22 protein-coding genes and 1 pseudogene are annotated in these 16,695 nt (G+C 50.1%); 13 read left to right on the top strand and 10 right to left on the bottom strand.

All coding sequences use genetic code 11. The features are described 5' to 3' along the window. The 7 genes and pseudogenes from IPL17_RS11510 to IPL17_RS11480 all read left to right on the top strand — a co-directional run. A pseudogene (locus IPL17_RS11510) lies at positions 1–279 on the top strand (hypothetical protein); the annotation flags it as partial. A gap of 763 nt (positions 280–1,042) precedes the next feature. After that, positions 1,043–1,300, top strand: a complete 258-nt coding sequence (locus tag IPL17_RS11505; protein WP_345307232.1) for a hypothetical protein — start codon at positions 1,043–1,045, stop codon at positions 1,298–1,300. A gap of 11 nt (positions 1,301–1,311) precedes the next feature. Further along, a complete protein-coding gene (locus IPL17_RS11500; protein WP_345307231.1) occupies positions 1,312–1,449 on the top strand; it encodes a hypothetical protein in 138 nt (45 codons plus the stop codon). A 29-nt stretch (positions 1,450–1,478) separates the two neighbouring features. Further along, on the top strand, positions 1,479–1,766 hold the full coding sequence (locus IPL17_RS11495; RefSeq protein WP_345307230.1) for a hypothetical protein: 288 nt from the start codon (positions 1,479–1,481) through the stop codon (positions 1,764–1,766). 28 nt (positions 1,767–1,794) lie between these two features. Further along, positions 1,795–2,082: a hypothetical protein gene (locus IPL17_RS11490; protein WP_345307229.1), complete on the top strand. Its 288-nt coding sequence runs from the start codon at positions 1,795–1,797 to the stop codon at positions 2,080–2,082. A 54-nt stretch (positions 2,083–2,136) separates the two neighbouring features. Beyond that, complete coding sequence (locus tag IPL17_RS11485; RefSeq protein WP_345307228.1) at positions 2,137–3,564, top strand: ABC transporter permease; 1,428 nt, start codon at positions 2,137–2,139, stop codon at positions 3,562–3,564. Beyond that, positions 3,564–3,836 carry an ABC transporter permease gene (locus IPL17_RS11480; RefSeq protein WP_345307227.1) on the top strand — a complete coding sequence of 91 codons (273 nt, stop codon included), beginning with the start codon at positions 3,564–3,566 and terminating at the stop codon, positions 3,834–3,836. Before IPL17_RS11485 ends, IPL17_RS11480 begins: the two co-directional genes overlap by 1 nt. Positions 3,837–3,989: 153 nt before the next feature. On the opposite strand, the gene IPL17_RS11475 is transcribed toward IPL17_RS11480, so the two are convergent. From IPL17_RS11475 to IPL17_RS11460, 4 genes are all read right to left on the bottom strand, one after another. After that, entirely contained in the window at positions 3,990–4,517 is a 528-nt protein-coding gene (locus IPL17_RS11475) for an ACT domain-containing protein (RefSeq protein ID WP_345307226.1), read from the bottom strand. A gap of 131 nt (positions 4,518–4,648) precedes the next feature. Next, complete coding sequence (locus tag IPL17_RS11470; RefSeq protein ID WP_345307225.1) at positions 4,649–6,205, bottom strand: ABC-F family ATP-binding cassette domain-containing protein; 1,557 nt, start codon at positions 6,203–6,205, stop codon at positions 4,649–4,651. 196 nt (positions 6,206–6,401) lie between these two features. Next, positions 6,402–6,740, bottom strand: a complete 339-nt coding sequence (locus tag IPL17_RS11465) for a hypothetical protein (RefSeq protein WP_345307224.1) — start codon at positions 6,738–6,740, stop codon at positions 6,402–6,404. A 58-nt stretch (positions 6,741–6,798) separates the two neighbouring features. Next, entirely contained in the window at positions 6,799–7,443 is a 645-nt protein-coding gene (locus IPL17_RS11460; protein WP_345307223.1) for an NYN domain-containing protein, read from the bottom strand. A 63-nt stretch (positions 7,444–7,506) separates the two neighbouring features. Between IPL17_RS11460 and IPL17_RS11455 the strand changes: the two genes are divergently transcribed. Then, positions 7,507–8,328, top strand: coding sequence for a PD-(D/E)XK nuclease family protein (locus tag IPL17_RS11455; RefSeq protein ID WP_345307222.1), 822 nt, complete (start codon positions 7,507–7,509; stop codon positions 8,326–8,328). Positions 8,329–8,486: 158 nt separating this feature from the next. Here IPL17_RS11455 and IPL17_RS11450 read toward each other — a convergent pair whose 3' ends face one another. The 6 genes from IPL17_RS11450 to secG all read right to left on the bottom strand — a co-directional run bounded on the left by IPL17_RS11450 (position 8,487) and on the right by secG (position 13,346). Beyond that, positions 8,487–9,002, bottom strand: a complete 516-nt coding sequence (locus tag IPL17_RS11450; protein ID WP_345307221.1) for a hypothetical protein — start codon at positions 9,000–9,002, stop codon at positions 8,487–8,489. A 30-nt stretch (positions 9,003–9,032) separates the two neighbouring features. Beyond that, positions 9,033–9,911, bottom strand: coding sequence for a DUF1385 domain-containing protein (locus IPL17_RS11445; protein WP_345307220.1), 879 nt, complete (start codon positions 9,909–9,911; stop codon positions 9,033–9,035). A 54-nt stretch (positions 9,912–9,965) separates the two neighbouring features. Beyond that, positions 9,966–10,715, bottom strand: a complete 750-nt coding sequence (locus IPL17_RS11440) for a M20/M25/M40 family metallo-hydrolase (protein WP_345307219.1) — start codon at positions 10,713–10,715, stop codon at positions 9,966–9,968. A gap of 2 nt (positions 10,716–10,717) precedes the next feature. After that, positions 10,718–11,335, bottom strand: coding sequence for a M20/M25/M40 family metallo-hydrolase (locus tag IPL17_RS11435; protein WP_345307218.1), 618 nt, complete (start codon positions 11,333–11,335; stop codon positions 10,718–10,720). Between the two features lie 17 nt (positions 11,336–11,352). Then, positions 11,353–13,041, bottom strand: a complete 1,689-nt coding sequence (locus IPL17_RS11430; RefSeq protein ID WP_345307217.1) for a peptide ABC transporter substrate-binding protein — start codon at positions 13,039–13,041, stop codon at positions 11,353–11,355. 80 nt (positions 13,042–13,121) lie between these two features. Then, complete coding sequence (secG, locus tag IPL17_RS11425; RefSeq protein ID WP_345307216.1) at positions 13,122–13,346, bottom strand: preprotein translocase subunit SecG; 225 nt, start codon at positions 13,344–13,346, stop codon at positions 13,122–13,124. 153 nt (positions 13,347–13,499) lie between these two features. Here secG and IPL17_RS11420 point away from each other — a divergent pair, with 153 nt between their 5' ends. The 5 genes from IPL17_RS11420 to IPL17_RS11400 all read left to right on the top strand — a co-directional run bounded on the left by IPL17_RS11420 (position 13,500) and on the right by IPL17_RS11400 (position 16,099). Then, on the top strand, positions 13,500–14,561 hold the full coding sequence (locus tag IPL17_RS11420) for a CehA/McbA family metallohydrolase (protein WP_345307215.1): 1,062 nt from the start codon (positions 13,500–13,502) through the stop codon (positions 14,559–14,561). 183 nt (positions 14,562–14,744) lie between these two features. Beyond that, complete coding sequence (gene rpsF / locus IPL17_RS11415; RefSeq protein WP_345307214.1) at positions 14,745–15,029, top strand: 30S ribosomal protein S6; 285 nt, start codon at positions 14,745–14,747, stop codon at positions 15,027–15,029. Between the two features lie 45 nt (positions 15,030–15,074). After that, on the top strand, positions 15,075–15,515 hold the full coding sequence (locus tag IPL17_RS11410; RefSeq protein WP_345307213.1) for a single-stranded DNA-binding protein: 441 nt from the start codon (positions 15,075–15,077) through the stop codon (positions 15,513–15,515). Beyond that, a complete protein-coding gene (gene rpsR / locus IPL17_RS11405) occupies positions 15,508–15,792 on the top strand; it encodes a 30S ribosomal protein S18 (protein ID WP_345307212.1) in 285 nt (94 codons plus the stop codon). Before IPL17_RS11410 ends, rpsR begins: the two co-directional genes overlap by 8 nt. After that, the gene (locus IPL17_RS11400; protein ID WP_345307211.1) at positions 15,776–16,099 is read left to right on the top strand and encodes a hypothetical protein; all 324 of its coding nucleotides are present in this window, start codon (positions 15,776–15,778) and stop codon (positions 16,097–16,099) included. The genes rpsR and IPL17_RS11400 overlap by 17 nt, the downstream gene beginning before the upstream one ends. Positions 16,100–16,695: the final 596 nt, after the last annotated feature.

The raw sequence follows: 16,695 nt of genomic DNA, 5'->3' as shown, positions 1-16,695 counted from the left end.
GTGAAGACCCATTCGCAAGAAAGCGGCTCGCTAATCGTCATCATCGCAAACGGATGCACCAATGCGTCCCCACCAACCTCAAACGATCGGCAAACGCGCGCGACGCTCGGAATGGTACGTACAGGCAGCTGGGGAAACGGCTTCAAGGGATATTTTCCTGCATTCTCAATCGCCAACTCCAATGCCACGCATGGGGATGAAAAGGGAATCCCGAATATTCAAACTTTATCTAATGATCATCTCGACCCGTTATTGGCCTCCGCGGCTCGTTCATCATGAAGAAGCGATCAATTCAACGGTAGCGGATGACGATAGGACGGGGATAAAGAGGTTAATGTTAAAGATTTACCGCATGGGGAAGTGCAAAGGTATTGAAACAACCTAACGAGTATCAGTATTGGAAAGCAGGAATAAGCAACCGATTTCATTGTAAACCTGTCAGTCTTCCAATGAACTATATTTCTTTCAGGAGTAAATATGACATCAACTTGTAGTCCAAAACCCGTTAAAATTGGTGATTTCCGCCGTAAAGTGTCTCGTTCAATACCGAAGAAGGTGAAATCTTCGGCCTGTTCCGCCCCAACGGCGCAGGGAAGACCAACATTTACCTATGCTCAAATTTATACACACCCAGCTTCGTGACGCGGTCATTACGGACACTCGGTCAAAAGACTCAATGGCGGTGTAACGAGGCGTCATAGGCGTAGTTCCGAAGATCTTGCCCTGTATGAAGATCTGACCGCCCGTGAGAATCTGGTCTTTTGGGGACAAATGTATAACTTGAGCGGAAAATCGCTGACCTCAAGAATAGACGAAGTCCTCGAGCAAATTGGCTTGACCGATAAAGCCAAAGACAGGGTCAAAACTCTATTCGGGTGGTAGTAGCGGCGCGTCAACATCGGCGTGGCTTACTCCACAAACCGCGTTTGTTGTTCATGGGTGAACCTACCGTGGGTATTGACCCGTAATCCCGCCGCGATTCTGGATACGGTCAACGATTTGAACAAACAAGGTATGACATTGCTTTTATACCACGCATTATATGGAAGAAGAGGAAGAACTGTCCAATCGCGTTGGCATCATTGACCACGGCGAGTTGATCGCCATTGGCTCGCAAAAGGAATTAACCCAACAGGTCGGCCAATCAGAAACACTGATTCTGCACATCAACGAAAACGATGACCCGCAAGCGCTGATTCCGTCATTCTGTGGATTAAGGATGTACCTCGAAGCCAACGGATCGGTACCCGAAATTTTCCATCAAATCACGCCCTCCGCAAAGGATGTGCTGCTTCGGTAGGAGTAAAGCTAATGAACGCGGTATCAAGATCCGCCTCGATCGATAACCGTTTTCCGAATCTTGAAGCGGTGTTTTTACATCTCGACGGGCAGAGAGCGCTACGTGATTGTTTGGAGTCCGACAGCGCGTTGTCGGACGCGCAGGAGTAACCTCCTGCACTCCAGAATAAGAGAATCCCATGCTAAAAACATTCCTCATTGGTATCAAAGATTTACGCCTCGCATTCCGCGACCGAGCTGCGCTGATTCTCATGCTGGCCGCGCCATTTGTTCTGACACTCGGTCTCGGTCTCGTCACGGGCCGCTTCAGCGGCAATAACAACAGCGGTCTTTCTGATATTCCCGTCATCATCGTGAATTTGGATAATGAACAGCTGGGCAACGCGTTGGCAGATGTGTTCACTTCGGCAGAACTTGCCGATTTGATGGAACCAAGCGCATCGTCCGACCCAGAAGCGGCTCGGTGATTAATTGACGGAGGCGAGGCCGCGGCAGTTGTCAGTCATTCCGGAAGGCTTCACGCGATCCATCCTCCCGCAGCAGGGTGATTTTAATAACCCGGACGCAGTCACGGCAGAACCAGTAAGGATCGAAGTATATACAAATCCATCCAGACCCACTGGCGCGGGAATTGTAAAAGCCGTTGTAGATGAATTCCTTAGCCGTGTGAATGAGGGCAGCCAGCGGCGGCGTGTCCATCTTGCAGCTCGCGCTCAGCGGACGATCACACCCGGACTCGCCGAGGCAGCGGGCATCGCCATGGGCGAAAGACCGCAAAACTGAGACAACAGAAAGCGCAACAAGGATCGGCAATCATCCACCGCTGATGGCGAGGAAGTGAAGTTTGACATCCTTGCTTACCTCGCCCCGGGTATGGCGCTGATGTTCTTGATGTACACAGTCAGCTACGGCGGGCGTTCCATCCTTGCCGAAAAAGCGCAAGGCACTCTGCCGCGCTTACTGTCTTTCCGACAAGTCCACACAAATTTTAGGCGGAAAAGTTTTTGGAATTTTCCTACCGGGCGCAGGCAAATGTTGATCGTCATCGGCGCATCATCCTTATTTTTTCAACTCAAATGGGGTGACCCGTTCGGAGTAATCATCCTCGTGCTCGCGGCCGTCTTTGGCGCAACAGGCTGGGGCATGTTCATCACCGCGCTGGCACGCACACCCGCGCAAGTCGCCAGCGTCGGTTCGGCCATCATGCTGATCTTCGGCATTATGGGCGGAAGTTTCATCAGCCTCGATCAAATGCCACCTGCGATTCAAACTTTCAGTAAGATCACTCCCAATGCATGGGCATTGGATGGGTTTACAACTCTCGGACTTGGAGGAACTTTAGCGGATCTTTCCTCGCCGATAGTCGCCCTGCTTACGATGGGCACTGATCTTGCTTTTGGTTTCTGTCGTGCTCTTCGGCAAAAAGAATTTGGTGCAGAAATGAAAAATTATTTGCCATCGCCTGAAGCGATGCCATCGTCCGATTTGCAAGCTCATCAGAGTTGCTGTTCTTCATTATCCTGCCACTTATCTTCACTTTTCTGCTCGCGGGCGGGACTCCATCCAATAACGACGACAACCGTGCGCCTCGTTGTTGTAGATCAAGCCAATACTGTCATCTCACAAAACATCATCGCTGAGTTGGATAGATCCACAGCGGTACGGCCCGAAGTATTATCTTTAAAAGAAGCTGAGAATCAATTTGATTCACGCCGCGCAACGGTGGTGCTAGTCATTCCCGCAGACCTGGATCTACAAGCCATTCAAGACGGCACAGCCCAGGTTAATTTTCGCCAACAGCCGAACAACCTAAATGCCACTGTCGCCGAGCGCGCCGTGCAAACAGCCCTGCGCAGTGTCAGCAGCGCGGTCAACGCAGCGAATAATGCGGTAAAAACAGCCGAAGAGAATGGGGTATTCGAATCCGAAGCAGACCGTCAGGCCTATTTTGATGATGCATTGAAATTAGCTCAAACCATGCAGGCGGACGCCCCCGAGCGTGTGACCGTCGTCGAAGGCTCAACCCCGGACCGCATTGAATATGATCCGCGCGCCAGTTCGTCAGCGGGACAACTGATCACCTGGGTATTCATCCCATTGTTCGGAATCTCAGGTTTATTTGCCTATGAACGTCAGCAGGGAACGCTGCGCCGTGTTCTGACCACACCGACGAGCAAAGCCACCTACCTGCTCGGCACGATCTCCGGCCAAGTCGTCATGGCGCTCGTGCAAATGTCCCTGCGATCCTATTTGGCAGCCTCGTAATGAAACTTACTTGGGGCGGAACCATTGCAGCCTTGTTTGTCATCCTTCCTGCCGCCGCAACACGCAGGCGCGATCGGAACAACAACGGGCACGTTCATCAAGACCGAGGGTCAGGCCAGCGGATTAAGCATCACGATGGGTACGGTCATGCGCCTGCGGGCGGATGCTGGTATCCGCTGGAATTATTCCCCGCTGTTGTTCAAAACATCGTCAAGATATTGCCAACCACATGGGCCATGCAGGGATTATTAGATCTGGTCATACGCAACTGAAGTCTGATCCAAATTCTGCCAGAAGCAGGAGTCTTGCTCGGGTTTGCGGCGGTCTTCTTTTCGCATCGGCGTGATGAGATTTAGATACGAGTAGTTAGTAGAAAAAGGCGGAAGGCAGGTTGACTGCCTTCCGCCTTTGCTTTTCGCTTTCCCCTACTTCACCATTTCCACTTTTACATTCACATTCAATTTATCACCGATCTCTTCGAGTTCGTCGCTCAAGACATGAAAGTTCAAATGCGGCGGGACAAGAACAATCCCCTTCATTGTAAACAAGGGTGTGCCGCTCATCGGCGCGGGCGCGGAACTCGTGTCCATATTTTCGATGTTGATGCGCTGAGTAGCAAGATGGTGCGATATCTCGTGGATGATACCTTCATGATCTGCGCCGGTCACTTCGATCTCATAAGGCAGCCAGCCCGCATATTTCTTTGAATCATCCTCAGTCGGCAAAAGAGTGACCTGATATCCCTCTCCGCGCACTTGCTGAAAATCCTGATCAAGATTTGCGAATTCGCTATCAGGGACAGAGATCAGCATGAGTATGGCGAATTCCCCGCCAAGGCGCGCCATGCGGCTGGCAATCACATTGCCCGTACGCTTTGCGATCACATTCGTAACGTTGTCAACGAGCCCGATCTTATCGCGGCCTGTCAGGGTCAACACAATATTCTTCGGCATAGGAGACTCCCATTTTTATATGTTTTGTGAGATGTAAACCGAGTATAGCATAAGGCTTTATGGATTTTTATCTTTCTTTTCAAGATAATCGCTATAGCCGCCTTGATATTCAACCAGCTGACCATCTTCGATCACAAGCAGCCGCTCAACCGTGCGGTCGAGGAAATAACGGTCATGTGAAATGACCAGCACCGTGCCGACAAAATCTTCGAGAGCCTGTTCCAGCACTTCGGCAGAAGCGATATCCAGATTATTCGTGGGTTCATCCAATAGCAAAAAGTTTGCGCCGGATAAAACAACCAGCGCAAGCTGCAAACGACTGCGCTCGCCGCCTGAGAGTTCGCCGATCTTTGCGAAACTTGTTTGTAGGTAAAAAGATAATGCAGGAGAAAAGCGGTGGCTCTCCCTTCGCTCATCTCACCCGCATAGCGGACAGCATCCACAACAGTTTGATTGAAATCAGGCGTTTCATGTTCCTGCGCGTAATGTCCGATGGAAATGCTGGGGCCAATTTTTATTTCGCCTGTATCAGGCGTTTCGTTGCCAAGGATCATTCGCAGCAGAACGGATTTTCCTGCGCCGTTCGGACCGATCAATCCAACACGCTCTCCATGCCAGATGGTTTCGTTTAGACCCGAAAATATTTTCCTTGAACCGAACGATTTTGAAATACCGGCAAGTTCCAATACTTTATTCGAGCCGCGCCAGCCGCTTAAACGCAAGTCCATACGCTTGCGGTCCAAGTTTGGTTTCTCGATCTTATCCACACGCGCCATGCGCGCCTCCATGGCGTGGATGCGGGTGGCGAATTTATCGTTGAACTGAACCCAAACCCGATAACGCTTGATCGCCATTTCCATACGGGCGAGTCCGCGCTGCTGGATTTGAAATAATTCCTCCTGCCGCGCCAGGCGCAATTCCTTGTCTGTAATAAAAGATGAATAATCGCCTTCGAACAAAGTCAACTTGCCGTCTTCCAATTCGGCGATGTGGGTAACAGCGGCATCCAGCAAATAACGGTCATGCGAGATCAGCACCACTGTCCCTTCGTATTCGCGGATAAGTTTTTCGAGGAACATTTTTCCAGGCAGGTCAAGATGATTATCGGGTTCATCCAACAACAGGATGTCTGGACGGACAAGAAGCAGACGCGCCAGACCGACCAGTTTTTTCTGTCCCCCGCTCAGCACGGACAGAGGCTTGGTCAGTTCACTTTGAGCGAGTCCCAGCCCGAGCAATAGGTCACGCACGCGCGCGGGATAAGAGTCTCCGCCGAGCGCGTGATATTCTTCGATGAGCTTATGTTGTACTTCAAGCGCGCGTTGAAGTTTACGTTCATTGCCATAGACTTCAGGATCGCCCAGACTATTTTCCACGCGTTCCAATTCAGCATGGACTTCTGCCACACGCGGATTGCCCGCAAGCGCGGCATCCAGCGCTGTCAGCGAAGAATCAAGCTCGGGTGACTGGGACAGGTATCCCGTTGTAATGAGGCGGGCGCGGGTGATGACTCCGCCCATTTCGGGAGAATGCTCGCCTTCGATCATCTTGAAGAGCGAAGATTTCCCCGCGCCATTCGCACCGATCAGACCGATCTTCTGTCCGCTCTGGATTTCCCAATTTAAATTTTCGAAGATGCGTTTTGCACCGAGAACAAGCGTGATGTTTGCGAGTTGAAGTTGTACCATTTTATATTTCCATTGTTATAAATAAAAACGCCGCAGGGCAGCCTGCGGCGTGAGAAAGTTGACGAATTACATTCATGCTTTCAGCATACAGGCGCGATTCCAGAAGGTGTGGTGAAAATGAAGCCACGTACGCCAATGATGAGAGGAGATTTGCCTGCGAGAAATTTGTAGATCATGTTCGCGATTATAACTGATTTTATTCAGACAGAACCAGATCGGCGATGTGATCCAGCACCTTCGGGGTGAGAACGCCGCCATACAAAATAAGCGCGGCAATTTCACCGTCCATTTTTTCGGGAGCGCCCAGATCAGAGACCAGCAATTGCAAAAGTTTGCGGTCACATTTCTCAAGCAGGTCGGACGCCTTATGTACATCGGCCCCAAAAAACATTTTGCGGTCCAAAATGCGTTCATGGCTTTCGGGATCGAACTCAAAACAAAAGGTATAGAAGAGCTGGTAAACAATATCCGTGACGATCTGTGTTTCTATTTTCGGTGTTTGCCTTGAAAAATATTCCTCGACTTGTTCCTTCAATTGATTGAAGGTCAGTTGATTAGGGATGGTTCTTGACCAATCTCATAAATTTTGTAGATCACCAGCGGACGATGCTCACCTTTCGCGACGCGGATCTTTTGGCTGCAAGCAAGTTTGAATATTGTTGCAATTTTCCTTCCGGTGTGGTGGCTGTCGACAGGCTTGGCTTCGGACTGGCGCCGCTATTCTGTTTTTGCGCGGGCGGATTTTGATTGTTTTTCTTAACTTTGTTCACCCCTGGAAGTCTGTCATAATAGATGAATTTATCGCAGGCGTTAACCAGATATTCCGCGCTGGTGCCGGTGACGCCCATACCGATCACATTCTTTCCATGCGAACGCAGGCGATGCACCAGTTCGGTGAAGTCACCGTCGCCTGAAACGAGCAGAACGTGGGTGAACAAATTTTGGTCACTGTGAAGCAGTTCTAACGCGTCGATCACAATCCGAATATCCGCCGCATTCTTGCCGCGCTTGCTGTTGACGTGGATCAACTCGACGCCAAGGCCGAGCAGCAGGCGTTGCTTGCTGGCGGCCTCGGCCCAATCTGCATAGGCGCGGCGCAGGACCACCCGCCCCAACTTGGTTGCGTTTTGAAGCACCTTCGCCCAATCCACTTCAGTCCCCTTGCCGAGTGCGTCTTCCACGCTCATTTCAACATTATCGTAATCTATGAATACAGCTACTTGATTATCCTGTCCCATGGGTACTCCATTTATTTTTTAAAAGTATAGCATAGGGGTCTCAATCTGTGGCAAAATAAGAACATGACAGAACAATTGCACTCCCTCAGCCAGTCGTCTTTGCAGGATTACTACGATTGCCCGCGCCGCTTTGAATTGCGCTACATCCAGCATTTGGCGTATCCCGCCGTTGAAAGTGAGCCTGCCCTCGAAAACGAAAAGCATCAGCAGGAAGGCGAATATTTTCACCGCCTCGTACAGCAGCACCTGATCGGCATCCCTGCGGAGCAGGTCGGCAAACTGGCGAACACGGATAATCTGCAAAGGTGGTGGGAGAATTATGTTAATGCAAAAGACCTGACAGGTCTCACAGACCTGTCAGGTCTTTACGCGGAAGTCACGCTTTCCGCGCCGCTTGGAAAATTCCGTTTGGTCGCGAAGTATGATCTGATCGCAATTGGCGATAACAAAGCCACAATCTACGATTGGAAAACCTATCGCAAACGCCCAAAGAACGAATTCCTTCACATCCGCTGGCAGACGCGCGTCTATCGTGCCTTGCTGGTACAGGCGGGTGCGCATTTGAATGGTGGAAAACCGTTCACACCCGAACAGATCGAAATGGTTTATTGGTTCGCCGACTTCCCCACTGAACCTGCGCGCTTTGTTTATAAAGCGGATCAATACAAACGGGATTGGGATGCGCTTATTAAGATCGCTGATGAAATAGCTTCCGCATCAGACTTCCCGAAAACTGATGATGTCTCGAAGTGCAGTTACTGCCCCTACAGATCCTACTGCGACAGAGGCATCCGCGCCGGTGACGCCGCCGACGCTGAATTGGAAACCGCCACCGAGGAATTATTCGATATCAATTTTGAGCAGATCGGCGAGATTGCGTTTTGATCAACGGCTCAATTATGATTCCCTGAGCAAATGGTCTCTGAGATAATCGTAGAGGTTCTTCGCTCCGCTCAGAACGACATTGCGTAATATAAAAGGATTTGGAAATTGTGAATTTCCAAATCCTTTTATATTAAATATTTTTCAACCCTTATCAACTGCTACTCATCGGCAGATGGTAAGGGTTGTAATTCATCTCGCCACGATTCCAATATCTTTATTATTGGTTCAAAAGCAGCATTGTCTGGAAATACCACTTCTGTTAAAACGCCTGACAATGGATAATCAGTATCCACTGGAAAACCAATCAATTCAAATGCGTCTTTCACAAATTTCTTTTGTTTGCTATTTTTATCAAAAGACCACTCGCTGTTATGTTTCCAATAATTTGCAGCATGATTGATTATTTGTGCTTTTGTTTGCCCGCTTGAATGAAGAGGCCCAACAGATAAAGCATTTCGTTTATCAATTTTCAAATAACCGCAGATAGATGATAAATATGTTTGGCAGGCAACAAAGCCTAAACCAATAATGTGTTCTGCATTATCAAAATATCCAAAACTATCAGCATCCTCTACTTGCAAAGCCTCTTTTTTAATGTGGTCAAGATGCTGGTCTATTATATGAATAAGATTTTGTAAGAGATTCAGGTCGTAATCAAATATTGAATATCGCATGATTACCTGATAGTCACCAAAGCATCTACTTTACGCGGCTTCCTGCTCCGCTTTGCGCATGGACTGGAATGATGCAATCGCAACTTCCAGCATGGAGTTATCAGGGGTGCTTGTGGTGAGATGCTGTAAAGCCAGGTTGGGTTTGATCAACATTTGAACAAACGGGCTATCCAAATGGTTCGCTGTCCAGCGGATGTATTCGATGGCAATGCCCGCCAGAATGGGGATGAACAATACTCTGGTGAGAAGGCGCCATACAATAGGCATGGGTCCCAACGCGGTAAAGATCAAAATGGAAAGCAAAACAAGCGTGAGCAAGAATGCCGTTCCGCAGCGCGCATGTTCAATGGGATATTTCGCCACGACTTCGGGAGTCAATTCTGCGCCCGCTTCAAAGGCGTTGATGGTCTTATGTTCCGCGCCGTGATACATGAAGAGCCGCTTCACATCCGGCATGAAGCTGATGCCCCAAATGTATGCGACCAGGAATAGCAAACGCAAAACGCCTTCGACCAGGTTGTTGAGCCAGGGACTCCAGCCGAGATAATGTTCTGCAAGTCCGCCGAGGCCGGCAGGCAGCAAAAAGAAGAGACCAATGCCCAGAGTGAGAGACAGCCCCAAGGTTAAATAAAGAGCTGGGCCTTCCAGTTTTTCATCCTCACCTGTTTGGGTATTCGCAGAGATCGTCAGGGCGTTCATGCCCAATCCGAGCGCATCCCATAAAAGAATTGATCCGCGCAAAAAGGGGATCTTGGTAATGCCCGAGCGATATACATTCGCAAGTTTTTGGGTGTGGATCGCGATCGTGCCATCGGGCGCGCGCATGGCGATGGCATACGCCTTTTGCCCGCGCATCATCACGCCTTCGATCACTGCCTGTCCGCCGTAAGTAATTATTCGATCTTCCATTAAATTTTTCCGCCAATATTTTCCGTAGGGGCGGGGTAACCCCGCCCCTACAATTTATTTGAAATTATAAAAAAAGTGTGTTAAGGCTTCGATGCCTTTGTACCATGTCGGTAAATGAAGTCTTTCATTGGGTGAATGGACATTGTCATCGGGCAGGCCAAAACCAGTAAGTATGGAATCTGCGCCGACATATTTTTGCAAAAGGACGACCGAGCCGATCGAGCCGCCTTCACGCCTGAAATAGGGCTGCTTGCCCCAAACGGTTTTGAGCGCCTTCGCGAGAGCCTGCACACCAGCGGAGTTGCTGTCTGTAATGGCAGCGCCCGCGTTGTGTAAATTGATCAATTCCCATTTGATGGTCTTGGGCGCGTTCTTCTTGAGATACGCCTTCATTTGCTTGAACGTCTCTTCGGGAGTTTGATCTGGCACGAGGCGGCAGGAAATTTTCGCCATGGCCCATGCAGGCAAAACTGTCTTGGAACCTTGTCCCGTGAAGCCAGAGAGTAAGCCGTTGATCTCCAAAGTTGGCCGCGCGCCAGTGCGTTCAGAGGGAAGGAATTGCGGCTCGCCCCATAATGCAGGCACGCCCGTCATCGCGATCAATTCCTTATTACTTTCAGGCAGGCGCTTGAATTCTTCGTGTTCCTTCTTGGTCAACTTGCGGACCTTGTCATAGAAACCCGGCAGCATGACCTTGCCGTTCTTATCGTGCATGCCCGCGATCAACTCGATCAATGCCTGCGCGGGGTTGTGAATTGTCCCGCCGAACAGACCTGAATGTAGATCTTTATCAGGCCCATACACTTTCAATTCAAAATATGCCAGGCCGCGCAAGCCGTGGTAATGGTTGGCTTGGTGGGTCCCATCATGCCCGCATCAGGATTCAAGCAAAAGTCACTGGCAAGCAATTTTTTATTATTTTTGATGAATTCGCCGAGATGTTCCGAGCCGATCTCTTCCTCGCCTTCGACCAGCCACTTGATGTTAATGGGCAATCCGGTCGTGCGGACAATTGCTTCGACCGCTTTGAGAGAAGCCATCACCTGGCCTTTCATGTCCGAAGAGCCTCGCGCGAAAAGATAATCTCCGCGCACTACGGCTTCAAAAGGATCGGTTGTCCACAACTCCATTGGGTCAACTGGTTGAACATCATAATGTCCGTAGATCATCACGGTCGGTGCGGATTTGCCCGCGCCCAGCCATTCACCGTACACAACGGGATGTCCCGCGGTCGGCATGATCTGCACATTGTCCATATTCATGGAACGGAGCTGCGCAGCCACCCATTCAGCGGCGCGTTGAACATCGCCTTTATTTTCACTGAGAGTGGAAATGGAAGGGATCGCAAGGAAATCCTTTAATTCACTTAAATAGCGTTCGCCATTTCCGCGAACATAATCCAAAGCTTGCTGAGCTTCTGACATGGATACATCTCCTTTATTTATGGTATGGCTGTGGGTACAGGTGTTTGCTCAAGCGTGCGGCGTGTGACGAGATACCATTCGTTGATCAATGCGAGGCGGTCACTAATATCATACATCGGCGCGACCTGCACGCCCTGTACCTGTGAATCTACGCCATAGGAATAAACAGGGTAATACAAAGGCAGGGATGGTAGATCCTTGGCAAACACTACCTGAAAGTTTCTATATAAACGGGCACGTGATGCAAAGTCCGCTTCGGTGCGCGCGGTTTCAAGGAATTCACTGGCTGTGCGATTATCCCATTGTGAATAGTTCTGCCCGCCCGTAGCCTCGGATTGATGCCAAAACAAATACGGATCGGGATCTGGCATGCGCGCGGTATTCAAGTCTGCAAGAGCGGCCTGATAATTACGAGTGGCAAGGAAATCGTTTAGCAGAGAGTCGTAGGACACTGACTGCAAGTCCACCTGCACACCGATCAGTGCCAGGTCTGCTTGAATAGTTTGAGCGATCTGGGTGTGGATCGTGTCGTCGGGGTGAACCAGAGTAAAGGTCAGGGATTGACCGTCCTTGGCGCGTACATCCCCACCGCCCGCGGGGATCACATAGCCTTCATCTTTTAAAAGAACCATGGCCGCATCGGGATCAAAATCGTAGTGCTGGATCTCTTCATAGTACGCCCATGAGCCAGTCAAGATCGGACCATCTGCAACGATGGCTTGTCCCTGCATAATATGCGAGACGATTGTGTTTCGGTTTATTCCGAGCAAAAGCGCATGGCGGATCTTTTCATTTTGCAGAAATGGCACACTGGGGTTGTTCAGGTTTAAGAAAACCAGTCCCAGCTGGGGCAAACGACTGGTGTAAACAGAAAGGTTTGTCTCCATCAAAGCGGGCTGGAGTACATCATTCGTAAGCTGACTTACGCCCAGCACCTCGCCCTGTTGATAGGCATCAAACGCGGCGGCAGAGTTCGGATAATATCGAAATACTACCTGCTCAATAAACGGGGGCTGTAAATAATAATCTTGATTAACCGCAAGCACGACACCAGTGATCTGTCCTGAGCTGGTCATCAGGCGTTCAAATTTGAACGGACCTGTGCCAATCGGTTGGAGATTGAAATCGGCAGTGGCAAGCTGGTCAGCGGGGACTGATTCGAGCAAATGTTTTGGGAGGACACCAAAAGTGGCATAATCCAAAAACGGAGCAAATGGCTCGGCAAGTTTGAATTGAAGCGTCTTATCGTCAAGTCTTTTGATCTCTATCTGAGACCACAGGTCTTTAATATCCTGGGGGAAAAGCGACCCAGCACTTTTGATCATCTCAACCGTGAAGATCACATCATCACTGGTAACAGGTTCGCCGTCATGCCAGACCGCGTTTGGTCTTATCGAAAAATTGTACAGCATGCCATCAGGAGAAGTTCCCCACGCTTCGGCCAGATCCGGCTGAGGTAGTCCGTGTGAATCAAAACGGATCAATCCGCTGAATATCAGCCGATTGACATCCCGGTCGGCAGGGTTGTTCCAATCCAGCATGGGGTTGAGCCTGCCCATGGAGCCGATCAACGCTTCGGTATAAATACCACCAGGCGCGGCTTGGGGCAGTGTAATAACACTTATTGGCTGTTGGCTTAGCAATAGCAAAGCCACGATCACCACCGTGATCGCTACGACCAAAATTTGCCAGCGTAATCTTTTCATATTGGGGAAATAAAGAAAGGCCGCCGCCACCCCGCATACTTCAGGGCAATGGACAGGCGGCCTTTACAGGCAGTTGATTCCTAGCGTCCGAGAATAATGATGGCGATCACGAGACCAAAAAAGGTCACGCTTAAGCCGATCGTCACCCAAAACAAAATTCGTTCAATGCCGCGGCGGGCAGTGAAGACGCCGCCGGTGTCTGCACCGGTGAGTCCGCCCAGACCTGCGCCCTTGCTCTGCAGGATGATGCTGAGGATCAAACCTACTGAGGTTATAATCAGCGCGATATTTAGAAAGTTATTCATACAATATGCCTCCTTGAAATTAGCGGGCAAATTATACCTGTTCCAGAAGTGAATCGTCAAATATGGGTTCGTCGGATTTGTGAGTCTTTATTAATTTTCATTAATCCGTAATTCATCAAAATATTCCAAAGGTTTTCTAAAAAGAGGAAATACATGCACGAAGTTGTGGTCAATTTGCACATGCATACACGTTATTCCGATGGGACCGGCACCCACCGCGACATTGCCAAAGCGGCTCTTGCGGCCGGCGTGGATGCGGTGATCGTGACCGACCATAACGTGCTGGTGCAGGGCTTTGAAGGCTATTACAAGGAAAAAAATAAAAAGATCATGCTGTTGGTCGGCGAGGAAGTACACGATCAGGCGCGCGACCCGCAGAAGAATCATCTGCTCGTTCTGGGCGCGGGGCGCGAACTGGCGGCATTCGCAGAGAGTCCGCAGCTGCTGATCAATCAAGTACGGGACGCCGGCGGATTATCCTTCCTGGCCCACCCCGACGATCCTGAGACACCAGCCTTCAAGGAACTCGACATTTCCTGGGACGACTGGTCAGTACAAAATTACACCGGCATTGAATTATGGAATGCGCTCAGCGAGCTAAAAACCGTCGTGCCGACAAAATTACACGGCGCTTTTTATGCTTTTTTCCCGTCTTTCGTGGCACATCAACCCATTCCAGCCACGATCGAGAGATGGGATGAATTACTTTCCCAGGGACGTCCCGTTGTCGCGATCGGCGGCTCGGATGCGCACGCACTGCTCATGAGCATGGGACCCATCAGCAGAGTCATCTTCCCGTATGAATTCCACTTCCGCACGGTCAATACGCATGTGATATTGGATGATCCATTAAGCGGAGAGATCCACGCGGATAAAAAAGCGATCTACGCCGCGCTGGCAGAGGGTCACTGCTTCGTTGGGTATGATCTACCCGCATCCACGCGCGGATTCCGTTTTACCGCCCAGGGCTTGGAAAGAACCGCCTTCATGGGCGATGAACTGCCCGCGAAAGGCGGAGTGACCTTGCAGGCAAAACTCCCAGCCGATGCGGAGATCCGCCTGCTTAAAGATGGGGAGGTGGTCCAAACCTGGAAGAAAAGCGCGTCCATGACACACATCACTACGGACGCTGGCGTGTATCGTATCGAAGCATATCTTAAGTATCTGGGGAAATTGCGCGGCTGGATTTATAGCAATCCCATCTACGTGCGATAAAATGCCGCTCGGACAGAAGCAGTTCCACAGGTAGGAAAGAGGCGTTTTTTCATCCAGATAAAAAGATTTTGTGGTAAACTTCGCCCGCTATTAAATCAGGTGCGTCTTAATCCACGTGCCTTTCCGTTCCCGGCAAGCCCACGGCTTGAATAGGAACAAACCCATGGAAAGGAGGTTTTCCCTATGCGTAAGTATGAATTAGTTTGTGTGATCCAGCCTGATCTGGATGAGACTGCTTTTAACGTCGTGCTAGAAAAAGTTAAAGGCTGGATCAGCGAATCAGGCGGTTCGGTGGATAAGGTGGATGTTTGGGGTCGTCGCAAGATGGCTTACATCATCAAGAAGCACCGCGAAGGTCAGTATGTCCTGTTGAATATGACCATGAATCCCGCCGCAACATTTGATCTTGAGCGCAATCTGCGTTATCAAGAGCCGATCATTCGTCACATGCTTTCTGTAGCTGAGTAGTTTATTCGTAGCATTGCCCGGTAATTTTACCAAGGAGATTTTATTATGAGCCGAGGCCTAAATAAAGTTCAGATCATTGGTCATCTTGGAAAAGATCCCGAGATGCGCTACACCCCTTCTGGAAAGCCCGTGACCACTTTCTCTGTTGCGGTCAGCCGTTCGTGGAACAGTGCGGATGGAGAACGCCACAGCGAGACCGAGTGGTTTAACGTGGTGGCCTGGGGAAACCTGGCTGAGATCTGCAAGCAGTATCTCGTCAAGGGACAACAGGTATATATAGAAGGACGTTTGCAAACCCGCCGCTGGGACGATAAAGAAGGTCAGAAACATACCAGCGTGGAAATCGTTGCGAACGAAATGATGATGCTGGGCGACCGTCGCGATGCGAACAGTCATACGCAGGACGAGCCCCCTCCGCCGACAATGGCTCTGCCATGGCGGAAGATGAATTCCCGTTCTAGTTTTTTTGGAGTAAATCATGAGTGAAGAACGTAATTATTCAGGCGGCGAAGGCGGCGGAGACCGCAAGTTTTTCGCAAAGCCGAAGTTTTGTCAATTTTGCGCCGATAAATTGTTGGTCATTGACTACAAAAAGACCGACCTGCTGCGCAAATATATAACCGAAGAAGGCAAGATCCGCCCGCGCCGCCAGACAGGCGCTTGCGCCAAGCACCAGCGCGTGGTGGCTGCGGCAGTGAAACAGGCACGTCATGTAGCTTTCCTGCCGTTCAGTGGCAAGCCACTGGATGAAGGCCGTTCCTAATACCGAAAGAGTATTTCGGGGCATGGAATTGCAATGCATCCATGCCCGAATTTATAAACGACTCCCTCGCCTGCATTCTCTCAAGCAAGAAGACGGGAATCATGAGGGCATGAAGGAGTTTGAATATGGCGGACGATTCGGGCAAGAAGCCCGCTTCCTCTACAAAAACGTTGCCCGCCTTGAGGAGCGGGGAACGCCAGCAGAGCAAAATTATTCTTTATGCGTTCGTCGGCATAATTATCGGTGTTGTTCTTTGCTCATTTATGGTTATTTGGATGTTAACTACTCCAGCATCAGAAACCTGTAGGCAAAAAGTTGACCAATACTGAAATTTTGGCAAGCCAATTTGAGCCACGCGTGCGTATGCAGCGCCAGCAATTGTTGTCTCAATACAGTCAATACCAGCAGTATGCCCGGTATTTGGGATGGATGTGCGGACACGCAATTAACCCAGATCAGTAGCAGCTCAACTCACCGGAAACGATCGGCCAATCCGTCCTGGATCAAATGATCCAATGAACATTTGATCCGTCTGGAAACTGGAGAAACGCGGCATCACCAAGTCAGCGATGAAGAAGTCAATCAAAGAAAAACAAAAGCTCATTCGTCATTTTCCCGAACGGTTCTCCAACCCCGACGGTAACGCCGACCGAGGTAACCCTGCCTGCAAGGGTGCCTGCCGGGGCTTTAAGATCGTCACCAAGACGCACCCTTTACCGCCACCTTATCAGTCGCCAACTTTACCCCGGATGGAACTGCAACCGAGGTGCCAGCCACGCCCACGACCACACGGTTGAACCTGCACCTACTGCAACAAGCAGGCCCGACAGCCTAAACTTTGCCGACCATCCACACCCTACACAGTGGAAGGGTTCCAGAACCGAGTTCCAGAATGGTCAGAAC

Source organism: Candidatus Villigracilis saccharophilus, from assembly GCF_016711665.1.
The sequence above is the reverse complement of the archived record's forward strand: the minus strand, read 5'-3'. Positions and strand labels throughout refer to the sequence as shown.

Excerpts from the sequence above, each read along its gene's own strand:
- IPL17_RS11495 (WP_345307230.1), top strand. The coding sequence starts at position 1,479 with ATGCTAAAAACATTCCTCATTGGTATCAAAGATTTACGCCTCGCATTC.
- IPL17_RS11450 (WP_345307221.1), bottom strand. The coding sequence starts at position 9,002 with ATGCGATATTCAATATTTGATTACGACCTGAATCTCTTACAAAATCTT.
- IPL17_RS11400 (WP_345307211.1), top strand. The coding sequence starts at position 15,776 with ATGAAGGCCGTTCCTAATACCGAAAGAGTATTTCGGGGCATGGAATTG.
- secG (WP_345307216.1), bottom strand. The coding sequence starts at position 13,346 with ATGAATAACTTTCTAAATATCGCGCTGATTATAACCTCAGTAGGTTTG.
- IPL17_RS11455 (WP_345307222.1), top strand. The coding sequence starts at position 7,507 with ATGACAGAACAATTGCACTCCCTCAGCCAGTCGTCTTTGCAGGATTAC.
- IPL17_RS11460 (WP_345307223.1), bottom strand. The coding sequence starts at position 7,443 with ATGGGACAGGATAATCAAGTAGCTGTATTCATAGATTACGATAATGTT.
- rpsR (WP_345307212.1), top strand. The coding sequence starts at position 15,508 with ATGAGTGAAGAACGTAATTATTCAGGCGGCGAAGGCGGCGGAGACCGC.
- IPL17_RS11500 (WP_345307231.1), top strand. The coding sequence starts at position 1,312 with ATGAACGCGGTATCAAGATCCGCCTCGATCGATAACCGTTTTCCGAAT.
- IPL17_RS11420 (WP_345307215.1), top strand. The coding sequence starts at position 13,500 with ATGCACGAAGTTGTGGTCAATTTGCACATGCATACACGTTATTCCGAT.
- rpsF (WP_345307214.1), top strand. The coding sequence starts at position 14,745 with ATGCGTAAGTATGAATTAGTTTGTGTGATCCAGCCTGATCTGGATGAG.
- IPL17_RS11505 (WP_345307232.1), top strand. The coding sequence starts at position 1,043 with ATGGAAGAAGAGGAAGAACTGTCCAATCGCGTTGGCATCATTGACCAC.
- IPL17_RS11410 (WP_345307213.1), top strand. The coding sequence starts at position 15,075 with ATGAGCCGAGGCCTAAATAAAGTTCAGATCATTGGTCATCTTGGAAAA.
- IPL17_RS11435 (WP_345307218.1), bottom strand. The coding sequence starts at position 11,335 with ATGTCAGAAGCTCAGCAAGCTTTGGATTATGTTCGCGGAAATGGCGAA.
- IPL17_RS11475 (WP_345307226.1), bottom strand. The coding sequence starts at position 4,517 with ATGCCGAAGAATATTGTGTTGACCCTGACAGGCCGCGATAAGATCGGG.
- IPL17_RS11480 (WP_345307227.1), top strand. The coding sequence starts at position 3,564 with ATGAAACTTACTTGGGGCGGAACCATTGCAGCCTTGTTTGTCATCCTT.
- IPL17_RS11470 (WP_345307225.1), bottom strand. The coding sequence starts at position 6,205 with ATGGTACAACTTCAACTCGCAAACATCACGCTTGTTCTCGGTGCAAAA.
- IPL17_RS11430 (WP_345307217.1), bottom strand. The coding sequence starts at position 13,041 with ATGAAAAGATTACGCTGGCAAATTTTGGTCGTAGCGATCACGGTGGTG.
- IPL17_RS11445 (WP_345307220.1), bottom strand. The coding sequence starts at position 9,911 with ATGGAAGATCGAATAATTACTTACGGCGGACAGGCAGTGATCGAAGGC.